A 22028-nucleotide genomic window follows, 5' to 3' on the forward strand; every position below is an offset into this window, starting at 1 on the left:
GGCGCCAATATCCGCCCACGCCGCCCAGGCGATCGCCGAGGACGGCAGCCCCTGGGCGCGCCGCCATTGCGTGAATGTGTCGAGCCAGCCGTTGGCGGCGGCGTACGCGGACTGCCCAGGCGAACCGAACAGCGCCGCAACCGAAGAGAAACAGCAAAACCAGTCGAGTTGCTGCTTCAGCGTCGCCGCATGCAAATGCCAGGCGCCTTCCGCCTTGGGGGCCCAGTTTCGATGCAGCCTCTCCTCCGTGACGGAGGCGAGGATGCCGTCCTCGACGACGGCTGCACCGTGCAGGACACCTCGCAGCGGCAGGCCGGTCGCCGTGGCAGCTCCGACAACGCGCCGCGCGGTCGACGGCTCCGCGATATCAGCACTTATCACCTGAACTTCGGTGCCTCGTGCTTTCATCGCGCTCAGCACGCTCGTCGCCGCATCGGTGGGCTCGGAGCGCGCGTTGAGGATGATGCGACCGGCCCCGGCGGCAGACATCGCATCAGCGAGGAACAGGCCGAGCCCGCCAAGGCCGCCGGTGACAATGTACGCACCATCGCGCCTGAACGGCGTGAAGCGTTCCGGCGCCGCCGGCACCCGGAAACGGCCGGTCATTGAAACGGTGAGCACGAGCTTTCCGGTGTGACCGGCGCCGCTCACAACGCGAATGGCGTCAGCCGCGTCGGCGAGAGGATAGGTCGCGATGTCCGGCAGGGGCAGCCGCCCCTCCCCGACAAGACGCAAGACTCGCGAGAGCAGTGCCTGCACGCGAGCCGGAGCAGTCGTGCACATCTGCGCAAGGTCGACGGCAAAGAACGAGAGGTTCCGCTTGAACGGAGCCAGTTCCAGCCACGTGCCGCCATAGATGTCCTTCTTGCCTATCTCGACGAACCGCCCGCCCGCCGCAAGGAGCCCCAGGCCGGCGCGCTGGGCCGCGCCCGTGAGCGAGTTGAGAACCACGTCCACGCCGTAACCTGCCGTGTCCTGCCGGATCTGCTCGGCGAATGCCGCGGTTCGAGAATCGTACACGTGGCGGATGCCGTCGGCGCGCAGCAGCTCTCGCCGCGCCTCGGAGCCCGCTGTTGCAAATATCTCTGCGCCAGCCGCGCGGGCAATGGCCACAGCCGCCTGCCCGACACCGCCGGTCGCCGAGTGAATGAGCACCTTGTCGCCAGGCCCGATCCGGGCCAGATCCTCGAGGCCGTACATGGCCGTGGCAGTCGTCGTGAGAATGGCGGCCGCTTCGGCATCCGTGAGCCTGCGCGGTATCGCGACAAGCAGACGTGCATCGCAAGTCAAGTACGTGCCCCAGGCGCCCCCACAGCAGAGCCCGGCCACGCGGTCGCCAACGCGAAACGCTGAGACGCCAGGTCCAACGGCAGTGACGATGCCGGCGAAGTCCAGGCCAAGCGCCTGCGCACGGCCATCAAGTGAGGGATAGCGGCCAAGGGCGACGAGCACATCCGCGAAATTGACACTTGTGGCATGGACGACGACCTCCACCTCGCCGCCGCCCGGCGCACGCCTCTCGAAGGCCGCCATCTCCAGGCTCTGCAGGTCACCGGGCACGCGGATTTCCAGGCGAAGACCATCGCGGGTCGCGTCGCGGTCCACCATGCGGCGGTCAGTGTGACCAAGGGAGCTTCGCTGCAGCCGTGCGACATACGCGCTCGCTCCGCGCAGCGCCGTTTCGTCTTCGTCCGAGCCGCTCAGCAACTGAGACCGAAGCAATGACACGTTCGCCTGCGGGTTCACGTCGATCTGGGTCGGATGGAGTGCGGGAAGCTCGGCGCCGATAGCTCGCAGCCACCCGCGCACACCGGCGTGCGCGAGCTGAACGGTGTCGTCTGGCAGTACGCGTTGAGCCATACATGTGACGACGAAGAGGCGGGGCCGCCGCTCGCATCGCTTCAGTGCGTTGGTCACGTGGAGCAGGCTGCTTATGTTCGCCCGAGATACGTCGGGACTCGCCGGCTCATTGCCGCGTGGCAAGACCACCACCACGGCTCCAGGGCGATGCTGATGCAGAGCGTCTTCGATCTGCCCGCCCCATGCGCCCCCCTTCCCCGCTCCGGCGCTGCTGAGGATGCGGGACTTGAACCCTTGAACGCGCAAGTCTCGTTCCAAGTCCAACATCAAGCGGTGTCCCGCATCATCGGCATCGAGCAGCAGCCAGGTGCCGTCGTCCGGCCTGACCGTGGCACGCGGGATGTCCCATGACTGCCAGGTTATGTCGAGCAGGCGCGAGTTGCAGGCGACGGCATCGGCATGCTGTTCGGCCGCGCCGCTCCCCATTGCCAATCCATCGACACTGAGCAGCACGCGACCGGAGGCGTCGAGCAGATCGATGTCCACCTCGACGTGCAGGGCGTCGATCGCGACCAGGCGGGTGATGCAGTGGGCGGCGTCGGCGTCCGTGCGGTGGAGCCGGAGGCTTCGCACCGAGAGCGGCAGCAGCAAGCGCCCGTTTGTCTCCGAAACGACCCGGGCGAACGCCCCGACGGACTGAAAGCACGCGTCAAGCAGCACGGGATGCACCGTATAGCCCCGCGCGGTCGTTCGGAACGAGGTCGGGAGCCGAAGATCCGCAAAGAGCGAAGCGCCGTCCGCGGACAACGCCAAGCCCGGGCCCAGTGCGCGAAAGGACGGGCCGTACTGGATGCCCTGCGAGTCGAACCACCGCCACACCTCGTCCGCGGCGACGGGCGTCGCGTGAGCGGCGCGCAGCGCGGCTACGTCGTGCGCGGCCGGCGGCTTTGCAGAGGTAGCGCCAGAAAGCCGGGCGCTTGCATGAACCCGCGCTTCGCTCTTCGCCTGACTCTCGAGCCTGAAATTCAGCTCAGCCGGTCGGTCCGGCACTGCCGTGCAGACGATCGGCATCGATGGTTCCAACCGCAACGCGTGGTCGAACGTGATCGTCTGCACTTCGACGAGCGATGTACCAAGGGCTGTGCGCGCGGCGGCGAGCGCCATTTCGCAGAAGCCAGCGCCCGGAAACAGCGGCGTTCCGTTCACCCGGTGATCCGCAAGCCAGGGGTGGGCATCGAGACCAACCTCACAAGCCCAGACGTGGCGTTCCGGCTCTTCGTGCAGGACGCGGTGGACGTTCAACAGCGGATGCGTCGACGGCACCTGATGCGGACCTGCGGCCGGCGTCGCCGGCGCAAGGAACAGGGGATAGTGCGTCCAGGCCGGCAACGGGAGGTCAAGCGGCTGGCCATCCGGATAAAGGACATTGAAGTCGATCGCCGCGCCGGCGACATAGATGGCGCCGACCAGGTCCAGAAGCCCGTTGTGCATGGGCTCGCCGCGAGTCATCGACGCAAGCGCGCGGACGGCGAAGTCCGTTGCGGAAGCATTCTCCAACACCGCGTGGGACACGATGGGATGTGGCGAAAGCTCGACGAATACGCGGTGTCCGTCTTCGAGCGCCGCCTGAACAGCCGGACGGAAGCGGACCGCTTGCCGAAGGTTGTCGATCCAGTAAGCGCCATCGCAAACGGGGGATTCGCGCGGATCAAGCAGCACGGTGCTATACATCGGTGTGTGCGGACTGTGCGCAGTCACTCCCGCAAGGCGCTCCGACAACTGCGCGAGGATCGGCTCCACTTGCGACGTGTGCGAGGCCACATCGACCGCGACCTCGCGGGCGGAGCGGCCTTCAGCCTGCCAGGCAGCGACAAGGCGCTGCACGGCCACGGCAGCGCCCCCCACCACCGTCGAGGCCGGAGCAGCCAGTACGGCGATCTCGACGTCGTCAATCCGTCGGCGCGCAAGATCTTCGCGAACCGCCGCCGGCGTCATCCCGACGACCGCCATTGCACCGGATCCAGCGAGCGTTTGGCACAGCATGGCGCGATGACAGATCACCCGCACGCCATCTTCGAGCGAGAGTGCGCCGGCCACGACTGCCGCCGACGCTTCGCCCATGGAATGGCCGATCACTGCCGACGGCACCACACCCTTGGCCTTCAAGGACGCCGCCAACGCGACCTGGATCGTAAAAATGGCGGGTTGGATCCGTTCGATGCCGTCGAGTTGCGCCGGTCGACGCAGGGCATCGGTCACAGAGAAACCGCAGTGGGTCTGAATCAGAGGTTCAATGGCGCCAACCATCCCGGCGAAGACCGGATCGATGTCGATCAGCGCCGCGCCCATCGACTCCCATTGCGAGCCCTGTCCTGAGAATACGAAGACGGGACCGCTTCTATCCTGGTCGGCCCAATTTGCATCGATGGACTGATCGGCCGCGAGCCCGCGCAATTGCGCTGTCAGATCGTCGAGCGTTGTCGCAATGAGCGCGTGCCGGACGGGCCGGTGCCCGCGCCTGCAGGCGAGGGTCCGCGCGACGTCACTGGGGCGATGACGGCCGGCGCTCGCGTCCAGCCAAGCGGCAAGTCGCCCGGCCGAAACGCGAAGCGCCTCCGGCGAGGTCGAAGAAATCGGAAACAACCACGGCTGATCGTGTGTTCCGGCGGCTTGCGGCGAACAAGATGAAGCTGGCGCGTGAGGGGCTTGTTCGAGCACGACGTGGGCATTCGTGCCGGACATTCCGTAGGACGATACGGCCGCGCGCGGCGGAGTCCGTCAGCGCCGGTCGAGGGCCAGGGCGCAGTTTCCGTCGGGACGAAGAGCCGCGTCTCGATCGGCTGGAGATGCGCAGGCAGCTGATGGAAGTGAACGGATCGCGGTACGACGCCATGTGCCAGCGCGAGCGTCGCTTTGATCAGGCCCAGGACGCCCGCCGCCGATTCCGCGTGGCCAAGGTTGCTCTTGAGCGAGCCGAGGGCGCAGGGCGAATGTCGTCCATACCGTGTTGAGAGACTTTGGAACTCCTCGGTATCGCCCACCGGTGTACCGGTGCCGTGCGCCTCGATCATGCCGACGGATGACGGATCAACCTGCGCCTCGGCAAGCGCACGATCGATCACCGCGATCTGGGCCGCGCGGGAAGGCGCCAAAATGTTGTGCGTGCGTCCGTCCTGGTTGACGGCGCTCCCGCGGATGACCGCGAGCACGCGATCGCTATCGCGCAGGGCGTCGCTCAGTAGCTTGAGCATCACCACCCCACAGCCTTCGGCGCGCACGAAGCCATCGGCGCGCTCGTCAAACGCATGACACCGCCCGGTCGGCGACAGCATGCCGAGCCCTGACGCCGAGGCGAATGTCGTGGGCGAGAACATCAACATGGCCCCGCCGGCAAACGCAACGTGGCACTCGCGCGCGAGCAGGCTTCGCCGAGCCGCATGCACGGCGACGAGACTGGACGAGCAGGCCGTGTCCAAGGTGATGGCAGGACCCGTGAGCCCCATCGCATGGGCGACCCGTCCTGACGCCATGCTGAAGGGCGTTCCCGTGAAAGCGTAGGCGAGGCCCATTGCACCTGCGTCGCGCGTGACCTGCATGTAGTCCTGATGCGAGAGGCCGAAGAACACACCGGCATCGGTCCCAAACAGGCGGCGCGGATCGCGACCGGAATGTTCGGCGGCCTCCCAAGTGACCTCGAGCAACAGCCGGTGCTGTGGGTCCATGGCGACGGCCTCGGGTTCGCCGATGCCGAAAAAGCGATGATCAAAGCCCGACGGGTCGTCCAGGAACGCGCCCCAGCGCGAAACCGAGCGGCCCGCCACGCCTGCTACGGGTTCGTAATAATCGTCGGCATTCCAGCGCTGCGGCGGAATCTCCCCAACGAGGTCGGTGCCTGCCAGGAGCGCGCCCCACAAGGCGTCCGGGGAGTCGATATGTCCTGGAAGTCTGCAGCCAATCCCGACAACAGCAATCGCAGTCACAATCAACACTTTCGTTCGGGGAGAAGACTTTTCGATCCAAATCAATACATGCCGGATCACGTTATTGATCCGTCGATCGATCGTCCAGCCCGCAGACTGCTGGCGGTTGCACTGACCGGATCCTGGGTGCGTCATCGTCACGCCGCGAATCGATCAGGCGGTCATCGCCGATGTTTGCGCCCGCGGCTTCGCGGTCGGCGTCGCTCGGCCTCGAGCAACGAGCTTCATGATGAATTCGAACAGCGTTTCGAACTCGTGCGGCTCACAATCGTGTTCAGTGGTTTCGCTCTCGCTATCATGCCCAAGCCCGCACGATCCTCGTTGGTCAGCAGCTTCCTTTTCAGTTGCGCTCCGAAAAGATGGCGCACGGCGTGAACGCCGAGAGCCCTTCCTCCGCAATGTCGGCCGTGAGGATCGGCCTGAACTCCTTGCAGAAACGATCACCCAAGGGCGAATGGCTGCCGAGAGAAAAAAGGTCCGGGAAGAGCAGCTTGTGTCCCGCGGTGACACCCCGGGGCGTTCAGCAGCGCGTAGCCCAGTATGCTTATTTGGCGAGCGCGGGAGGCGTATGCCGCCAATAGCGGACGGCTCGGCGGCGAAGGATGTGGGGAGCCATTTTCGAGCGACACTTGTGCCGCAGGGGTGCGTCGCAGCGCTGTGCAACAGCGCCCCAGTCAGGCCGGTTTCGTGAGCAATTTCAGGGGACGCGGAGCTTCTGGCTGGGGCGGGAGGGATCGAACCTCCGAATGGCGGAATCAAAATCCGCTGCCTTACCGCTTGGCTACGCCCCATCAGGCGACCGAGGAACGACGGAAGAACCGGCCCCCGCAGATTCCCTTCGGTCGCAGCCGGTCTATAGGGAGAGGCGCGGTATTTCAACCGCCTGGAGGGTCAAAATACCACACCGATCTGCCGATCCGCCACACCTCACTCCATTATGGAGAACCCGGAGGATCCGGCGGGCGCCCGCCCGGCCTTCCGGCCATTGAGACCGCCCCCGTTTCGTGAGAATACGGCGCCAATATTTGTCCACGGGAGTGAGCCATGACCTACCGCGCGCCGATCAATGACATGCTGCTGTCCCTCAACCATGGCGCCGGCCTCAAGGCTGCCGTGGAGGCCGGTCATTACGGCGAGTTCGACCTGGACATCGTCGCGGCCGTGCTTGAGGAGGCCGGCAAGTTCGCAACCGACGTGCTGGCGCCGCTCAACAAGGTGGGCGACGAGCACGGCATCAAGCTCGACGGCGGCAAGGTCACGACCGCGCCCGGTTGGCCGGACGCCTACAAGCGCTGGACCGAAGGCGGCTGGAACGCGGTGTCCGGCCCCGAAGATTTCGGCGGCCAGGGCCTGCCGATCGCGATCAACGCCGCCTGCACCGAGATCTGGAGTGCGGCCAACGTCGCCTTTGGCCTCTGCCCGCTGCTCACCGCCTCGGCGATCGAAGCTCTGGACGCGCATGGCAGCGACGAGCTGAAGAAGATCTATCTGGAGAAGCTCGTCTCCGGCGAATGGACCGGCACGATGCAGCTGACCGAGCCGCAGGCCGGCTCCGACGTCGGCGCGCTGCGCACCCGCGCCGAGAAGCAGGCCGACGGCACCTATCGGATCAAGGGGACGAAGATCTTCATCACCTATGGCGAGCACGACATGACCGACAACATCGTGCATTTCGTGCTGGCCCGCCTGCCCGATGCGCCCGCCGGCACCAAGGGCATCTCTCTGTTCCTGGTGCCCAAATTCATGGTCAATGCCGACGGCTCGCTCGGCGCACGCAACGACATCTTTGCCAGCGGCGTCGAGCACAAGCTCGGCATGCATGCCTCCCCCACCTGCACCATGACGATGGGCGATCACGGCGGCGCCATCGGCTTTCTGATCGGCGAAGAGAACCAGGGCATGCGCTGCATGTTCACGATGATGAACCAGGCTCGCCTCGGCGTTGGCCTCGAGGGCGTCGGCGTCGCCGACCGCGCCTATCAGCAGGCCTTGTCGTACGCCCAGGAGCGCAAGCAGGGTCGCGCCGTCGGCAGCAAGACCGACGGCTCGGATGCGATCTTCGTTCATCCCGACGTCAAGCGCATGCTGATGCGGATGCGGGCGCAGACGGCCGCCGCGCGCACCATCTGCTATGCGACAGCGGTCGCGATCGACGTCTCGACACGCGCCAAGGACCCGAAGGTGCGCACTGAAGCCGCCGCGCGCGCGGCGCTGCTGACGCCGATGGCCAAGGCCTATTCCACCGACATCGGCAACGAGGTCGCCTATCTCGGCGTGCAGGTCCATGGCGGCATGGGCTTCATCGAGGAGACCGGCGCGGCGCAGCACTATCGCGACGCCCGCATCACCGCGATCTACGAGGGCACCAACGGCATCCAGGCGATCGACCTCGTCACGCGCAAGCTCGCGGCCAATGGCGGCGCCTCGGTATGGGCGCTGCTCGACGAACTCTCGGCAACCGTCAAGAAGGTCGAGGCCTCCAACGACCCCACCTTCGGCACCACGGGAGCGAAGCTGCGCGAGGCGATCGAGGCGCTGACGCGCACCAGCAAGTGGCTGCTGGAACGCGTCACGTCCGCACCGAACGAGGCGCTGGCCGGCGCGACGCCCTATCTGCAGCAGTTCGGCGCTACGCTCGGCGGCTGCCTGCTTGCTTCCGAGGCGCTCGCCGCCAAGGCCGACGGCAACAGCGACGCCGCGCGCTACGTCTCGCTCGCGCGCTTCTTCGCCGAGAACATCACCGTGCAGGCCGGCGCGCTCGAGCGCACGGTGACGGAGAGCGCGGAATCGGTCGCGGCGGCGGATGCGGTGCTGCTGGGGTAGGTTGCTTCCTATGTCCCGGACGCGCCGCAACGCGTAGAGTTGCTGCGCAGAGCCGGGACCCATGGCAGGAAGAGATCGCGGCGACATGGGCCCCGGCTCAAGTTACGAGGCCGCCACCGCCTCTCTTCTCGACGACGTCGAGCCTCGGGAATGGCGGCGAGAAACGTTCGTGAAATCTTCGCGCCGAACGATTAATCTGGTTCCATGCGATACAAATCCATCTTCGCCGCACTCGCCCTCACCTGCGCCCTCCCCGCCTCCGCGCAGACCGCAGCCCCCGTCGAGCTGCGCGTCCTCGCGATCAACGATTTCCACGGCAATTTGCGGCCGCCGCCGGGCGGCATCCGCATCGGAGATCCCGAGGACAAAAGCAAGAAGGTGACGGTGGCGGCCGGCGGCGCCGAATACATGGCGACGCTGGTCAAGCAGCTGCGCGAAGGACACAAGAACACGATCTTCGTCGCCGCCGGCGATCTGATCGGCGCGAGCCCGTTCCTGTCGGCGATGTTTCACGACGAGCCCTCGATCGAATCGCTCTCGATGATGGGGCTGGCGATCAGCTCCGTCGGCAATCACGAATTCGACGAGGGCACGACCGAGCTGCTCAGGATGCAGAACGGCGGCTGCCATCCGGTCGACGGCTGCCAGGGGCCGCATCCGTTCACGGGCGCCAAATTCCGCTATCTCGCGGCATCCACCATCGAGACCGCGACGGGCAACAGCGTGCTGCCGCCCTACGAGATCAGGGAATTCGACGGCATCCCAATCGCCTTCATCGGGCTGACCTTGAAGGAGACCGCAGGCATCGTCTCGCCTGCGGGCATAGCCGGGCTCGAATTCCGCGACGAGGCCGAGACGGTGAACGCGCTGGTGCCGCAGTTGAAGGCGCGCGGCGTCGAGGCGATCGTGGTGCTGATCCACCAGGGCGGCGAGCCCGCCGGCGACTACAACGAATGTCCCGCCATTACGGGGCCGATCGTCGACATCGTGAAGAAGTTCGACCGCGCCGTCGATGTCGTCGTCAGCGGCCATACTCACCGCGCCTATGTCTGCGATATCGACGGGCGGCTCGTCACCAGCGGCGACAAGTACGGCACGCTGGTCACCGCGATCGACCTGAAGCTCGATCGCGCGACGCGCGACATCGTCAGCGCCAGGGGCGAGAACGTGCTCGTCGCCAATGCCTCGCTGGCGAAGGACGCGGAGCAGACCGCGCTGATCGAGGCCTACGACAGGCTCTCAGCGCCGATCGCCAACCGGCCGGCCGGATCGGTGACGCAGACGTTGTCGCGCGTGCCGAACGAGGCCGGCGAGAGCGCACTCGGCGACGTCATCGCGGATGCGCAGCTCGCCGCGACCAAAGACGCCAAGGATGGCAGCGCTGTCATTGCGCTCACCAATCCCGGCGGCATCCGCACCGACATCGTACCGAAGGAGAACGGCGCGATTTCCTACGGCGACGTCTTCGCCAGCCAGCCGTTCCGCAACCGCCTCGTCACGATCACGCTGACGGGCGGCCAGCTCAAGGACATGCTCGAGCAGCAATGGCTGGACCCGAAGCGGCCGCGGATCCTCCAGGTTTCGAACGGATTCAGCTATGCCTGGGATGCGTCGAAGCCATTCGGCGAGCGCGTGATCCCCGAGACAATGACGTTCAACGGCAGGCCGATCGAGCCTGCCAGCAGCTATCGGGTCACTCTCAATGACTACCTTGCCGTCGGCGGCGACGGTTTTACCGTCGCCAAGCAGGGCACGTCGCCGCAATATGGCGGTTACGACGCCGACGCGCTGTTCGCGTTCTTCCGGGCGCACGGGCCGATCGGTCCGCTGCCGCCTACCCGCATCCTGCGGGTGAATTGATCCGGGTCAAACGGCTGGGCCCGCTACGCCCCTTTGCCATTGCCGCCTAAGCGCATAGATTGGATTTTGCATTGCGTTTTGGCGCCGGATGCGCCAAGCGACGACGAAAGCCCGTTTCTTGTGAGGCCGACCTGATGAGCACGCTTCTCCTGTCCCACAAGGCCTGCCTCGACCATGTCACGCCGCCGGGACATCCTGAAAGGCCCGATCGCCTGCGTGCCGTGGAGGAAGCGCTGTCGCATGAGCGCTTCCAGTTCCTGGCGCGCGACCAGGCGCCGGAAGGCGATCTCGATCTCGTCACGCTCTGCCACAACGAGCACTACGTCACCGAGCTGCGCCACATCGCGCCGGCCAGCGGGCAGGTCTATATCGATGGCGACACGTCGATGTCGCCGGGCACGTGGGAAGCGGTGATGCGCGGCGTCGGCGGCGCGGTTGCGGCGACCGACGCCGTGATGGCGGGCGAGCATCGCAACGCCTTCGTCGCAGTGCGTCCGCCCGGACATCACGCCGAGATCGGCAAACCGATGGGCTTCTGTTTCTTCGACAACGTTGCGATCGCCGCGCGCCATGCGCAGCGCAAATACGGCATCAAGCGCGCCGCCATCGTCGATTTCGACGTGCATCACGGCAACGGCACGCAGGACATCTTCTGGTCGGACCCGACCGTGATGTACTGCTCGACGCACCAGATGCCGCTGTTTCCGGGCACCGGCGCCAAGAGCGAACGCGGCGATCATGACACCATCGTCAACGCGCCGCTTGCCTCCGAGGACGGCGGGCCGGAATTCCGCTCCGCGTTCGAGAACTTGATCCTGCCGCAGCTCGAGAAATTCAGCCCCGAGCTGCTCGTCATCTCCGCCGGCTTCGACGCGCATTACCGCGATCCGCTGGCCTCGCTGAATTTGCGCGCGGAGGATTATGCCTGGGTGACGCGCAAGCTGATGGATCTCGCCGACAAGACCGCCGGAGGGCGTGTTGTCTCGGTGCTCGAGGGCGGCTATGACCTGCAAGGACTGAAAGAATCTGTTACGGCGCATGTCGGCGCCCTGATGGGCGCTTGAAACACTCGCCACATTAAGCCCGCAAAACCCGCCTTCACTGTGGGCCAAGCGAATCGGGCAATCGGAAACGGATATGGCCGAAAACACCCAAGTCGACGTCTCCAGGCTCACCTTCGAACGCGCGATCGAGGAACTCGAAACGATCGTGAAGCGGCTCGAGGACGGCAAGGTGCCGCTCGAGGAATCCGTGACCATCTACGAGCGCGGCGAGGCGCTGAAGCGCCGCTGCGAGGAACTGCTGCGCCAGGCCGAGGCGCGCGTCGACAAGATCACCACCGATGCCACCGGCCAGGCCACCGGCACGGCGCCGCTCGACGTTCAATAGGCCGAGGCCCCCTATCCATTTCTGACCGCGCTCCGGTGCAACGTCTTCGCTGGGCGCAGCGCCTGCCGGGTCTTCATGATCGCACGGCGGCGTGCCCCCGACGGATCCCGGTTCCATGGCGGTGGGCCGGGATCGTCTGGCTCCGGGACCGTCCCTCGGGGGTGAAAGGGCTCCCAACTGCTCGAAAATGCTGACAAGGACCAGGCAAACCTGGAACCCGACGTCCGGCGCCACGGTTAACCACTCTGGCCCGCCGGTTGCATCTGCATACCCCTAATCGGTCCGCCGGGTTGGCTTTGGCCCCAGCTTTGGTGTAAAGCTGCGCGGAGTGTGGCTTTTTGCAAGCCTTGCGTGGGCACCGATTACCGACGACAAGAGCTTCAAACTGCTAATGAAATTGGCTTGGGACGGACGAAGCCGATCTAAGTGACAGGGATCACAGAGACTGAACCGGAGCGCACTTAAGCTTACCTAAGCTTGAAGACGGGGCTTTGCCCCATGCAGGTGGCTCCGACGGTTAGGACTCGCGCTGCGCCGATATTGTGCAAACCCATCGCGCACCGGAATGACCTTCCGGTGCTGACAAATTGGAAATCGCCGTGAACGCATACAGTAAAACGCCGCTTCTCGACACCATCCGGACGCCGGAAGACCTGCGCAAGCTCAAGGTCGAGCAGGTTCGCCAGGTCGCCGATGAGTTGCGGCAGGAGACCATCGATGCCGTCTCGGTGACCGGCGGTCACTTCGGCGCGGGCCTCGGCGTGGTCGAGCTCACCACCGCGATCCATTACGTCTTCGACACGCCGCGCGACCGGCTGATCTGGGACGTCGGCCACCAGGCCTATCCGCACAAGATTCTCACCGGCCGGCGCGACCGCATCCGCACCCTGCGCACCGGCGGCGGGCTGTCCGGCTTCACCAAGCGCAGCGAGAGCGACTACGATCCGTTCGGCGCCGCGCATTCCTCGACCTCGATCTCCGCCGGCCTCGGCATGGCGGTGGCGCGCGACCTCTCCGGCGGCAAGAACAACGTCATCGCCGTCATCGGTGACGGCGCGATGTCGGCCGGCATGGCCTATGAGGCCATGAACAATGCGGGTGCGATGAACTCGCGCCTGATCGTCATTCTCAACGACAACGACATGTCGATTGCGCCGCCGGTCGGCGCCATGAGCGCCTATCTGTCGCGCCTCTACTCCGGCAAGACCTATCGCACGCTGCGCGATGCGGCCAAGCAGATCAACAAGCGCCTGCCCAAGATCATCGCCAACCGCGCCAACCGCGTCGAGGAATATTCCCGCGGCTTCATGATGGACGGCGGCACGCTGTTCGAGGAGCTCGGCTTCTACTATGTCGGCCCGATCGACGGCCACAATCTCGACCATCTGCTGCCCGTGCTGAAGAACGTCCGCGACATGGAGACCGGCCCGATCCTGGTCCACGTCGTGACGCAGAAGGGCAAGGGCTACGGCCCGGCGGAAGCTTCCGCCGACAAGTACCACGCCGTCGTCAAGTTCGACGTCGCCACCGGCACCCAGGCGAAGGCAAAACCGAACGCGCCGGCCTATCAGAACGTGTTCGGCCAGAGCCTCGTCAAGGAAGCCCAGAAGGACGACAAGATCGTCGCCATCACCGCGGCGATGCCGTCGGGCACCGGCGTCGACATCTTCAACAAGGCCTTCCCGGACCGCACCTTCGACGTCGGCATCGCCGAGCAGCACGCGGTGACGTTTGCCGCGGGCCTCGCCACCGAAGGCTACAAGCCGTTCTGCGCGATCTACTCGACCTTCCTGCAGCGCGGCTACGACCAGATCGTGCACGACGTCGCGATCCAGAGCCTGCCCGTCCGCTTCGCGATCGACCGCGCCGGTCTCGTCGGCGCCGACGGCGCGACGCATGCCGGCTCGTTCGACAACGCCTATCTCGGCTGTTTGCCGAACATGGTGATCATGGCGGCAGCGGACGAAGCCGAGCTCGTGCACATGGTGGCGACCCAGGTGGCGATCAACGACCGTCCGAGCTCGCTGCGCTATCCGCGTGGCGAAGGCCGCGGCATCGAGATGCCCGAGGTCGGCATTCCGCTCGAGATCGGCAAGGGGCGCATGATCCGCCAGGGCAGCAAGATCGCCCTGCTCTCCTTCGGCACGCGCCTCGCCGAATGCGAGAAGGCAGCCGATGAGCTCGCCGCTCACGGCCTGTCCACCACGATCGCGGACGCGCGCTTCATGAAGCCGCTCGACACCGAGCTGGTGCTCAAGCTCGCCCGCGACCATGAGATCCTGATCACGATCGAGGAAGGCTCGGTCGGCGGCTTCGGCTCGCATGTCGCGCAATTCCTGACCGACCAGGGCGTGCTCGACAGCGGCATGGTCAAGTTCCGCTCGATGGTGCTGCCCGACGTGTTCCAGGATCACGACACGCCCGCCGCGATGTACGCCCGCGCCGGCCTCGACGCCAAGGGCATCGTCGCCAAGGTGTTCGAAGCGCTCGGCAAGGACGTCAAGGCCGAGACGGTCAAGCTGGCTTGATAGTGAGTTCACCTCTCCCGCTTGCGGGAGAGGTCGGCGCGAAGCGTCGGGTGAGGGCTCTATCCTCTGGGAGATTGTCCCGGTGCGGAGACAACCCTCTCCCCAGCCCTCCCCCGCAGGCGGGGGAGGGAGCAGACCGCCCACTGTGGCTTGCGCCCCTGCCCAAATTTTTCCGGTTCTGACTCCATGAAGATCTATCTGGCAGGTCCCGACGTGTTCCTGCCGGATGCCATCGAGATCGGCCGTCGCAAGGTCGATGTCTGCGCCGCACACGGCCTGACCGGCCTCTATCCCCTCGACAACGCCATCGACCTCACGGCGCCCGATGCCGCGCGGCAGATCTTCTGCGGCAACGAGGCGATGATGGACGAGGCCGATGCCATCATCGCCAACCTCACCCCGTTCCGCGGCGCCGGCGCCGATCCCGGCACCGTCTACGAGCTCGGCTACATGGCCGGCCGCGGCAAGTTCTGCCTCGCTTATGCCAATGACGGCGCCACCTATGCCGACCGCCTCAGCCGCTTCATGGACGTCACGTCCGAGGACGGGCGGCTGGTCGACGCGCAGGGCCTGACCGTCGAGGATTTCGGCCTCGTCGACAACCTCATGATGATCCATGCGCTGGAGCTGCATGGCTGCCCGCTGGTGACGCCGGCCGTGGCGCCCATCGACGTCTGGCACGATCTGGCCGCGTTCGAGGCTTGCGTCCGGATGGCGGCCGCGCGATTGATCGCTACATAGAGCATGATCCGGAAAAGTGTGCAGCGGTTTTCCGATAAGATCATGCTCGGCAAAACGCCCTCTTGAGAGAATCGATGTCCCCTGCCCGCAAGCGTGCGGATGTATTGCTGGTCGAGCGCGGCCTGTTCGAGAGCCGGGCGCGGGCGCGCGCGGCGATCGAGGCCGGCCTCGTCAGGGCCGACGACAAACAGGTCGCCAAACCGTCGGAGACCATCGCCGAGGACGCGGTGATCCAGGCCGAGCCCGCGCACCCCTACGTCTCCCGCGGCGGCGTCAAGCTCGCCGGCGCGCTGGAGCGCTATCCAATCGAGATCGAGGACCATGTCTGCCTCGACGTCGGGGCGTCCACCGGCGGTTTCACCGAGGTGCTGCTGGCGAACGGCGCGAGCCTGGTGTTCGCGATCGATGTCGGCACCAGCCAGCTGCATCCCTCGCTGCGCGACCATCCCAAGATCGTCTCGATGGAGGAGACCGACATCCGCAGCTATGAGGGGAAGCGGCTGCCGGCACGGCCCGATGTCGTCGTCATCGACGTCAGCTTCATCTCGCTCAAGACGGTGCTGCCGGTGGCACTGTCCCTCGCCGCCGCGCCGATGAGCCTGCTGGCGCTGATCAAGCCGCAATTCGAGGCTGACAGGAAGCACAACAAGAAGGGCATCGTCCGCGACGCCGCCGTGCACCAGGCCATCTGCGACGACATCGCGGCCTTCGCGGCGTCGCTCGGCTGCACCGATATCGAGGTATTTCCCTCCGCGATTGCGGGCGGTGACGGCAATGCCGAATTCTTCCTGGGCGCGCGCCGTGGTTGAGCGGCTGACCATCGATCATGTCGGCCATCGCGGCGACGGCGTCTGCCTCACCGCGGGCGACGCGGTCTACGTGCCCTATACGCTCGGCGGCGAGACCGTCGAGGTCGATCACGTCGTGGGCCACCATCCCGATCGCCGCAAGCTGCTCGCGGTCGATGTCGCAAGCCCCGAGCGCATCGAACCGTTCTGCCCGCATTTCGGCGTCTGCGGCGGCTGCGCGATCCAGCATTGGGCGGCGGAGCCCTATCACGCCTGGAAGCGCGGCATCGTGGTGGAGACGCTGGCACAGGCCGGTATCGATTGCGAGGTGGCGCCGCTGGTCGACGCCCATGGCGCCGGCCGCCGGCGCATCACGCTGCACGGCCGCTTCGGCACGCATGATGTTCTCAAAGTCGGTTTCTCGGCGACGAGTTCGCACGACGTCATCCCGATTGACCGCTGCCCGATCCTCGATCCCGCGCTCGACGGCGCGCTCGATGCCGCCTGGGCGCTCGCCGAACCGCTGACGTCGAAGATGCCGGTGACCAAGCCGCTCGACATCCAAGTCACCGCCACCGCCAACGGCCTCGATATCGACGTGCGCGGCTCCGGGCCGCTGCCGACGCCGCTGGTCACGGCGCTGTCGCGCGTCGCCGAGCAGCACCGCCTGGCGCGGCTGACGCGGCACGGCGAGCTGGTACTGCAACGCCTGCCGCCGACGGTGAAGATGGGGCGCGCCGAGGTGACGCTGCCGCCGGGCTCGTTCCTGCAGGCGACGGTGGCTGGCGAAGAAACGCTCGCCGCGCTCGTCACCGAGCGCATCGGCAAGGCCAAGAACGTTCTCGACCTCTTCTGCGGCGTCGGCCCGTTCGCGCTACGGCTCGCCGAGAAGGCGCGAATCACCGCTTACGACAGCGACGCCGGCGCCGTCGCAGCACTGGCGAAAGCCGCGCGCACACCAGGCCTGAAGCCGATCAAGTGCGAGCCGCGGGACCTGTTCCGCCGTCCCCTGGTGCCGCCCGAGCTGCGCGACCTCGACGCCGTGGTGTTCGATCCGCCGCGCCAGGGCGCGCAGGCGCAGGCACTGAAGCTCGCTGCAAGCAAGGTGCCCGTCGTGGTCGCCGTGTCCTGCAACGTCGCAACCTTTGCCCGCGACGCACGGCTGCTGATCGACGGCGGTTATCGGCTGGAGTCGGTGGTGCCGGTCGATCAATTCCGCCACACGCCGCATGTGGAGCTGGTGGCGCGCTTCACGCGCTAACCTCGATGCCCGTCTTGATTCCGGTCAATCGTGGCAACGCGTTGGGTGCTAAAAGCGCGTCTGCGCCAGGAGGCGCGACATGGGATGCGGAGCGGACGTTCGTGCTTGACCGACGACAGTTCACCGGGGCCGCGCTGGGCTTTTCCACAGCGGCTGTCGGCGACTTCCCCGCTGCTGCGGCGGCGATGACCTACGATGGGGCGGTAACGACGTCACGGGCTCAGCTGCAGGCCGTGCCGCGGGATCGCGAGCTCGTGCGCTTTGCCACCCTCGCGGCCAACAGCCACAACACCCAGCCGTGGATCTTCTCCGCCCACGGCAACGAAATCGCGATTGCGCCGGATTTTTCGCGCCGCTGTCCGGCCGTGGATCCGGACGATCATCACTTGTTCGTCAGTCTCGGCTGTGCCGCCGAAAACCTCATCCTCGCTGCGTCCGCACTGGGCTGGCGCGCCGACCCGGTCATCGACGGCGAGCGGATCGTGATCGCGCTCGAGCAAGCCCCGCCGGATGCATCAACGTTGGCCGCCGCGATTCCAGTCAGGCAATGCACCCGCGCGGCGTTCGATGGCAGGCCCGCCGCGCCCGAGACCTTGCGCCGGCTCGAGAGCGCCTGTCGCGAACCTGATGTCACGGCAATCCTGATGACCGAGCGCGCCGCGATCGCCGGGGTCACCGACTACGTGCTCGAAGGCAACTCGGCGCAAATGCGCGACAAGGCCTTCATGCGCGAGCTCGTGAGCTGGATTCGCTTCAACGAGGCGGAGGCGGTCGCGACCTTGGACGGGCTGTTCGCGCCGGCCTCGGGAAACCCCTCGCTGCCGTCGTGGCTGGCGCGGCCGCTGCTCAAGCTCTTCTTTACCGAGAGCGGGGAAAACAAGAAGTACCGTGACCAGCTCGCCAGCTCTGCGGGCGTCGTCGTGCTCGCGGCCGAGCGCAGTGACAAATCGCACTGGATTGCGGTCGGCCGCGCCTGTCAGCGCTTCGGTTTGCAGGCGACCGCGCTGGGGCTCAAATACTCCTTCGTCAATCAGCCGGTCGAGACGGCGGCGCTGAGGCAGCAATTTGCAACCTCGCTCGGACTCGGCGAACGTCGCCCCGACATCGTGATGCGTTTCGGAACCGGCCCGGACCTGCCGAAATCTCTGCGGCGTCCACCGGAGCAGGTGATGCGGCCCTAACGACGTAAACCGCTCAGCGCCGGCGACTCGCCCGGCAGCATGTTCGATCTGATATCGCTGTCCATGCGGACCGAATCTCGCTGAATGAATCCAGCCCCGAACGACAGGCTGAGATTGGAGGTCGGCTTGAACTCGACGCCCGCAAATGCGCTGGTGCCGGGCGCCGCACCAGATGTCAGCGGCGCAACCGAGCTGCCGATGCCGTTGCCATATTTCAACGTGTCGAAACCGGCAAAGAACGTCACGGGCATGCCGCCCATGGTCTTGGTGTTGTAGCCGAACTGCGTGCTGTCATATGAGAGCGCGCTGAAATTGCCGGCAAGGCCGGTCTGGCTGAGTCCGGTCTGACTGAGGCCGCTCCAATTCAGGTTGCCGCGCTGGCTGCCGACGAAGAAGCCGTTCGCGCGGCTGCGCCAATCCGGATCGCCGGCATTGAAGCTGGTGGAATTGCCATAAATATCGGAACTCTGGTCGGCGCCACCGCTGAGGCCGAAAGGCCCGCCGGGGACCCAGTATTTCAGCGGCGCGACCTGGGCGTGAACCGGTGCTGCCGTCACGCAAAGCATAGCGAGCAGAGCTGCAAGAACGGGTGAAGGGGCAAGGCTGGACATTGAGACTACCGTCAAGACTTTTGCAGAATATACTCCCCTGATATCCCCAATGCCAGCCGAGCGGCCGCGCCAACGTCGCAGCCAAGGGCCTCCCCACAGCCGAACCTGATGCCGCACGTTCCCCTGCTCACGCGCCTGACATCCGCTTTCCGCGAGGTTCCGGGCCTCGCCGCCATCGTGCTGGGCGGCTCGCGCGCGCGAGGCAGCGGGCATCTCACCTCCGACTATGATGTCGGGCTCTACTTCGCCGCGGCGCGCCCGCTCGACACCGAGCGGCTGCTTGCGGCTGCGAAGGAGATCGCCGACGATCCTGCCGCCGCGACCGTGACGCCAATCGGTGAATGGGGACCGTGGATCGTCGGCGGCGCCTGGCTGTCGGTGCAAGGCAGCAAGGTCGATCTGCTCTATCGCAACGCCGATGCGGTCGAAGCCGTGACGAGGGCCTGCCATGGCGGACTCGTCACGATGGATTATCAACCCGGCCATCCCCACGGTTTCTGCTCGGCAATCTGGATGGGCGAGATCGCATATTGTCAGCCACTGCACGATCCGCAGGGCATAATCGCACGGCTGAAATCGATCGCCCTGCCCTATCCTCGCCCCTTGCGCGAAGCCCTGATCCAGCGCTTCCAGTGGGAGATCCTGTTTGGCATCGAGAACGCCGAGCTCGCCATTGCGCGCGGTGACCGAACCCACATCGCGGGATCGCTCTACAGATCGCTCGCCTGCATCGCGCAGGTGCTGTTCGCGCTCAACGAACGCTATCTCATCAACGAAAAGGGCGCCCTGCACGAAGCGGCCCTCTTGCCGCTGACGCTTCCGCATCTTGTGGAACGGATCGACGAGGTCTGGCGGCTGGTCGGCGACGGCGCCCCTGCACCCGCCTGTGAAGTCCTGCGCCAGATCGACCGGCAGTTGAAGGCGCTGACGCAGCCCGGTGCACCGGGGTCGTGAAAGTTATGCGGTCCGATCCACGGAGGACGATGAATCGGCCGGCGGATATTTCGTCACCGGCACCATGAAGGATTTCGTCCCGACCTGGTAGATGACCTTGCCGTTCTGGCCGTCATCGGTTGCGATTTGCGTCTGCCCGAACATGATCACGTTCTTGTAGACGTAGCCGGTGCCCTTACGGGTGACGCCGTCGGTGGTGACGCTGACCTCGGCTTCCTTGCCGTTGACGGACAGCACCTTGAAGCTCGCGCTTTTGCCGTTGGCGCTGGAATAGCCGCCCCAGCTTCCCATCAGGCGGCTGTCGGAGGCCGGCGGGGCCTGCTTCTCGAGATTGGCGGTCTGCTTGCCGGCGCCCCCGAACGAGAACAGCATCACCATGTTCTTGCCGTCCTTGGTGCCGACCGTAATCCCGCCGAAGGTGATGAGCGTGCCCTTGACCTCGGCGAAGCCGCGCTCGGTGTGGCCGTTATGAGTGTACTCGACCTGCGCCCGGGCGCCGCGGATGTTCACGACCTTGAAGCCGACGGGCTGGTTGTTGCCCACCCAATTGCCCTTCCAGTCACCGACCAGAGCACTCTGGTGATAGAGCCGCTCGTTGGCCGGCGAAATCTGGTTTGTGCTCGATGTGACGATGGCCATTGGATTGCTCGGAGACGGGCCTGACAAACCCGCGCTTTCGCTCGCTTCGGCAATGTCAGGATGCCGACTGGAAACGAACGGAAACCATGCGATTAGGGCCACGCGCCGGTTAACGAGGCGTTAAGCTCGAGCATCGCCCGGGCGGGCAAAAGGTCTCAGCTGGGGGGCTTCAGCGGCCCCAGCGATCCGACCAGATCTTCTCGCCGATCAGGCAATTGACGCGCGGCTCCCTGTCGGCGACCGGCATCACGGGACGCTCCGGCGTGCGGCCGGCGACCTCCATCAGCAGCTTGGTGCGGATCGCCTCCTTGAACTTGTCGCGGTCCTTGATCGTGATGACGAAGGAGCCGGGGCCGCCGATGACGCAGTCCTCGTAGTAGAAATCGAGATTGTCGATATCCATGGTCGAATAGGACGGCTCCTTGACCATGATCGGCAGGCCGTTGATGACGATGCCCTTCTCGAGCGCCGCATCGCGCGCCACCGTGACTGGGCCGCCATTGTTGTTGGGGCCGTCGCCGGAAATGTCGATCACGCGGCGCAGGCCGCGATAGGGATCCTCATCGAACAGCGGCATCGCGAAAGCGATCGCGCCCGAGATCGAGGTGCGCGAGGCGCGCCGGATCGGCGTCTTCATGATCTCGGCGGCGACCGCGTCCGCCGTCTCGGGACCGTCGACCAGCCGCCAGGGAATGATGATCTTCTGGTCGCTGGAGGCAGCCCACTCGAAATAGGTCACCGCGATCCGGCCGTTCGGGCCGAGCTTCAGCGCCTGGAGAAACTCCTTCGACTGGATCGCCTGCGCATAGCCCTCGCGCTGGATCGCGAGCTCGTCCATGTCCATGGAATAGGACACGTCGACCGCGAGGACCAGCTCGACGTCGACCGTCTGCGCGTCCCTGTCGGCCGCAGGCCGGTGCGGCTGATTTTTAGGCGGCTCAAATTTTGGTCCTGGTGCCGCGATGCCCGCGACATCCCCTCCGGCAAACATGCCGGCCACCAGCACAGCCCCGATCGAGAACAGCAACCGCATCGCAGCCTCTCCCGTCGTATGACGTGATGGTGACATGCAATCGCCTTGCCGCAAAGCGCGAAGATCGCTTGCGCTTCACATTCGAGTTAGGGATTCGCGGCTCAGGCGTACACGCGCCTTGCGTAATGCTGCCGCCGTGTTGCCGCGCTTGCGCCGCTGGAACACGCTCGTGCGCTCGCGCCATCGGGCTCATGATGCGCGAAGCGGGAGCGACGGGCACGGGGACAGAGCTCCCCGCCCACTTGTCCGAAGCGATTTCCGTGCTAGGTTGGCCGCACAGATGGGGATGGAGTCCCCCGACAACCGCCCGGCGGTCGATCACCGTATGGGCTGATGACTCCTGCTTGAGGAGGGGCAATCTTTGAGCCTCTGCCTTCGGCGGGAGCATGGACAAACCCGCCGGTGGCGGGTTTTTTGTTGTCTGGCGCAAGGCCGGGAGA

13 protein-coding genes, 1 tRNA gene, 2 pseudogenes and 1 riboswitch are annotated in these 22028 nt (G+C 65.8%); of the genes and pseudogenes, 10 read left to right on the forward strand and 6 right to left on the reverse strand.

All coding sequences use genetic code 11. The annotated features are described in order from the left end of the window. Positions 1–21 precede the first annotated feature (21 nt). The 3 genes and pseudogenes from D6B98_RS40805 to D6B98_RS09100 all read right to left on the reverse strand — a co-directional run. A pseudogene (locus D6B98_RS40805) lies at positions 22–4542 on the reverse strand (SDR family NAD(P)-dependent oxidoreductase); the annotation flags it as partial. 131 nt (positions 4543–4673) lie between these two features. Then, positions 4674–5915, reverse strand: a pseudogene (locus D6B98_RS40540) (beta-ketoacyl [acyl carrier protein] synthase domain-containing protein); the annotation flags it as partial. Positions 5916–6496: 581 nt separating this feature from the next. Beyond that, positions 6497–6571, reverse strand: a tRNA-Gln gene (locus D6B98_RS09100). A gap of 253 nt (positions 6572–6824) precedes the next feature. Between D6B98_RS09100 and D6B98_RS09105 the strand changes: the two genes are divergently transcribed. From D6B98_RS09105 to D6B98_RS09145, 9 genes are all read left to right on the forward strand, one after another. Beyond that, positions 6825–8603 (forward strand): acyl-CoA dehydrogenase family protein, encoded by a 1779-nt coding sequence (locus tag D6B98_RS09105; RefSeq protein WP_126256652.1) that lies wholly within the window; start codon positions 6825–6827, stop codon positions 8601–8603. Positions 8604–8807: 204 nt separating this feature from the next. Next, on the forward strand, positions 8808–10463 hold the full coding sequence (locus D6B98_RS09110; protein ID WP_126256653.1) for a bifunctional metallophosphatase/5'-nucleotidase: 1656 nt from the start codon (positions 8808–8810) through the stop codon (positions 10461–10463). A 134-nt stretch (positions 10464–10597) separates the two neighbouring features. Continuing rightward, the gene (locus tag D6B98_RS09115) at positions 10598–11527 is read left to right on the forward strand and encodes a histone deacetylase family protein (protein ID WP_126256654.1); all 930 of its coding nucleotides are present in this window, start codon (positions 10598–10600) and stop codon (positions 11525–11527) included. Between the two features lie 73 nt (positions 11528–11600). Continuing rightward, positions 11601–11852, forward strand: coding sequence for an exodeoxyribonuclease VII small subunit (locus D6B98_RS09120; protein ID WP_126256655.1), 252 nt, complete (start codon positions 11601–11603; stop codon positions 11850–11852). A gap of 599 nt (positions 11853–12451) precedes the next feature. Further along, on the forward strand, positions 12452–14380 hold the full coding sequence (gene dxs, locus D6B98_RS09125) for a 1-deoxy-D-xylulose-5-phosphate synthase (RefSeq protein WP_126256656.1): 1929 nt from the start codon (positions 12452–12454) through the stop codon (positions 14378–14380). Positions 14381–14566: 186 nt separating this feature from the next. Then, complete coding sequence (locus D6B98_RS09130) at positions 14567–15121, forward strand: nucleoside 2-deoxyribosyltransferase (RefSeq protein WP_126256657.1); 555 nt, start codon at positions 14567–14569, stop codon at positions 15119–15121. 74 nt (positions 15122–15195) lie between these two features. After that, positions 15196–15930, forward strand: coding sequence for a TlyA family RNA methyltransferase (locus D6B98_RS09135; RefSeq protein WP_126256658.1), 735 nt, complete (start codon positions 15196–15198; stop codon positions 15928–15930). Next, positions 15923–17170 carry a class I SAM-dependent RNA methyltransferase gene (locus D6B98_RS09140; protein ID WP_126256770.1) on the forward strand — a complete coding sequence of 416 codons (1248 nt, stop codon included), beginning with the start codon at positions 15923–15925 and terminating at the stop codon, positions 17168–17170. The genes D6B98_RS09135 and D6B98_RS09140 overlap by 8 nt, the downstream gene beginning before the upstream one ends. Before the next feature lie 5 nt (positions 17171–17175). Continuing rightward, positions 17176–18351 carry an Acg family FMN-binding oxidoreductase gene (locus tag D6B98_RS09145; protein ID WP_245481298.1) on the forward strand — a complete coding sequence of 392 codons (1176 nt, stop codon included), beginning with the start codon at positions 17176–17178 and terminating at the stop codon, positions 18349–18351. Here the strand turns inward: D6B98_RS09145 and D6B98_RS09150 are convergent. Then, positions 18348–18962 carry a hypothetical protein gene (locus D6B98_RS09150; RefSeq protein ID WP_126256659.1) on the reverse strand — a complete coding sequence of 205 codons (615 nt, stop codon included), beginning with the start codon at positions 18960–18962 and terminating at the stop codon, positions 18348–18350. The genes D6B98_RS09145 and D6B98_RS09150 overlap by 4 nt on opposite strands. Before the next feature lie 108 nt (positions 18963–19070). On the opposite strand from D6B98_RS09150, the gene D6B98_RS09155 reads away from it, so the two are divergent. After that, positions 19071–19916 carry a nucleotidyltransferase domain-containing protein gene (locus D6B98_RS09155; RefSeq protein WP_126256660.1) on the forward strand — a complete coding sequence of 282 codons (846 nt, stop codon included), beginning with the start codon at positions 19071–19073 and terminating at the stop codon, positions 19914–19916. A 3-nt stretch (positions 19917–19919) separates the two neighbouring features. Here D6B98_RS09155 and D6B98_RS09160 read toward each other — a convergent pair whose 3' ends face one another. Continuing rightward, positions 19920–20555, reverse strand: a complete 636-nt coding sequence (locus D6B98_RS09160; RefSeq protein WP_126256661.1) for a hypothetical protein — start codon at positions 20553–20555, stop codon at positions 19920–19922. Positions 20556–20724: 169 nt separating this feature from the next. Next, the gene (locus D6B98_RS09165) at positions 20725–21588 is read right to left on the reverse strand and encodes a DUF1194 domain-containing protein (protein ID WP_126256662.1); all 864 of its coding nucleotides are present in this window, start codon (positions 21586–21588) and stop codon (positions 20725–20727) included. 273 nt (positions 21589–21861) lie between these two features. Beyond that, a riboswitch (Fluoride riboswitch) is annotated at positions 21862–21938 on the forward strand. Positions 21939–22028 lie beyond the last annotated feature (90 nt).

The organism is Bradyrhizobium sp. LVM 105 (assembly GCF_003957705.1).
In the GTDB taxonomy this organism is placed as follows: domain Bacteria; phylum Pseudomonadota; class Alphaproteobacteria; order Rhizobiales; family Xanthobacteraceae; genus Bradyrhizobium; species Bradyrhizobium frederickii.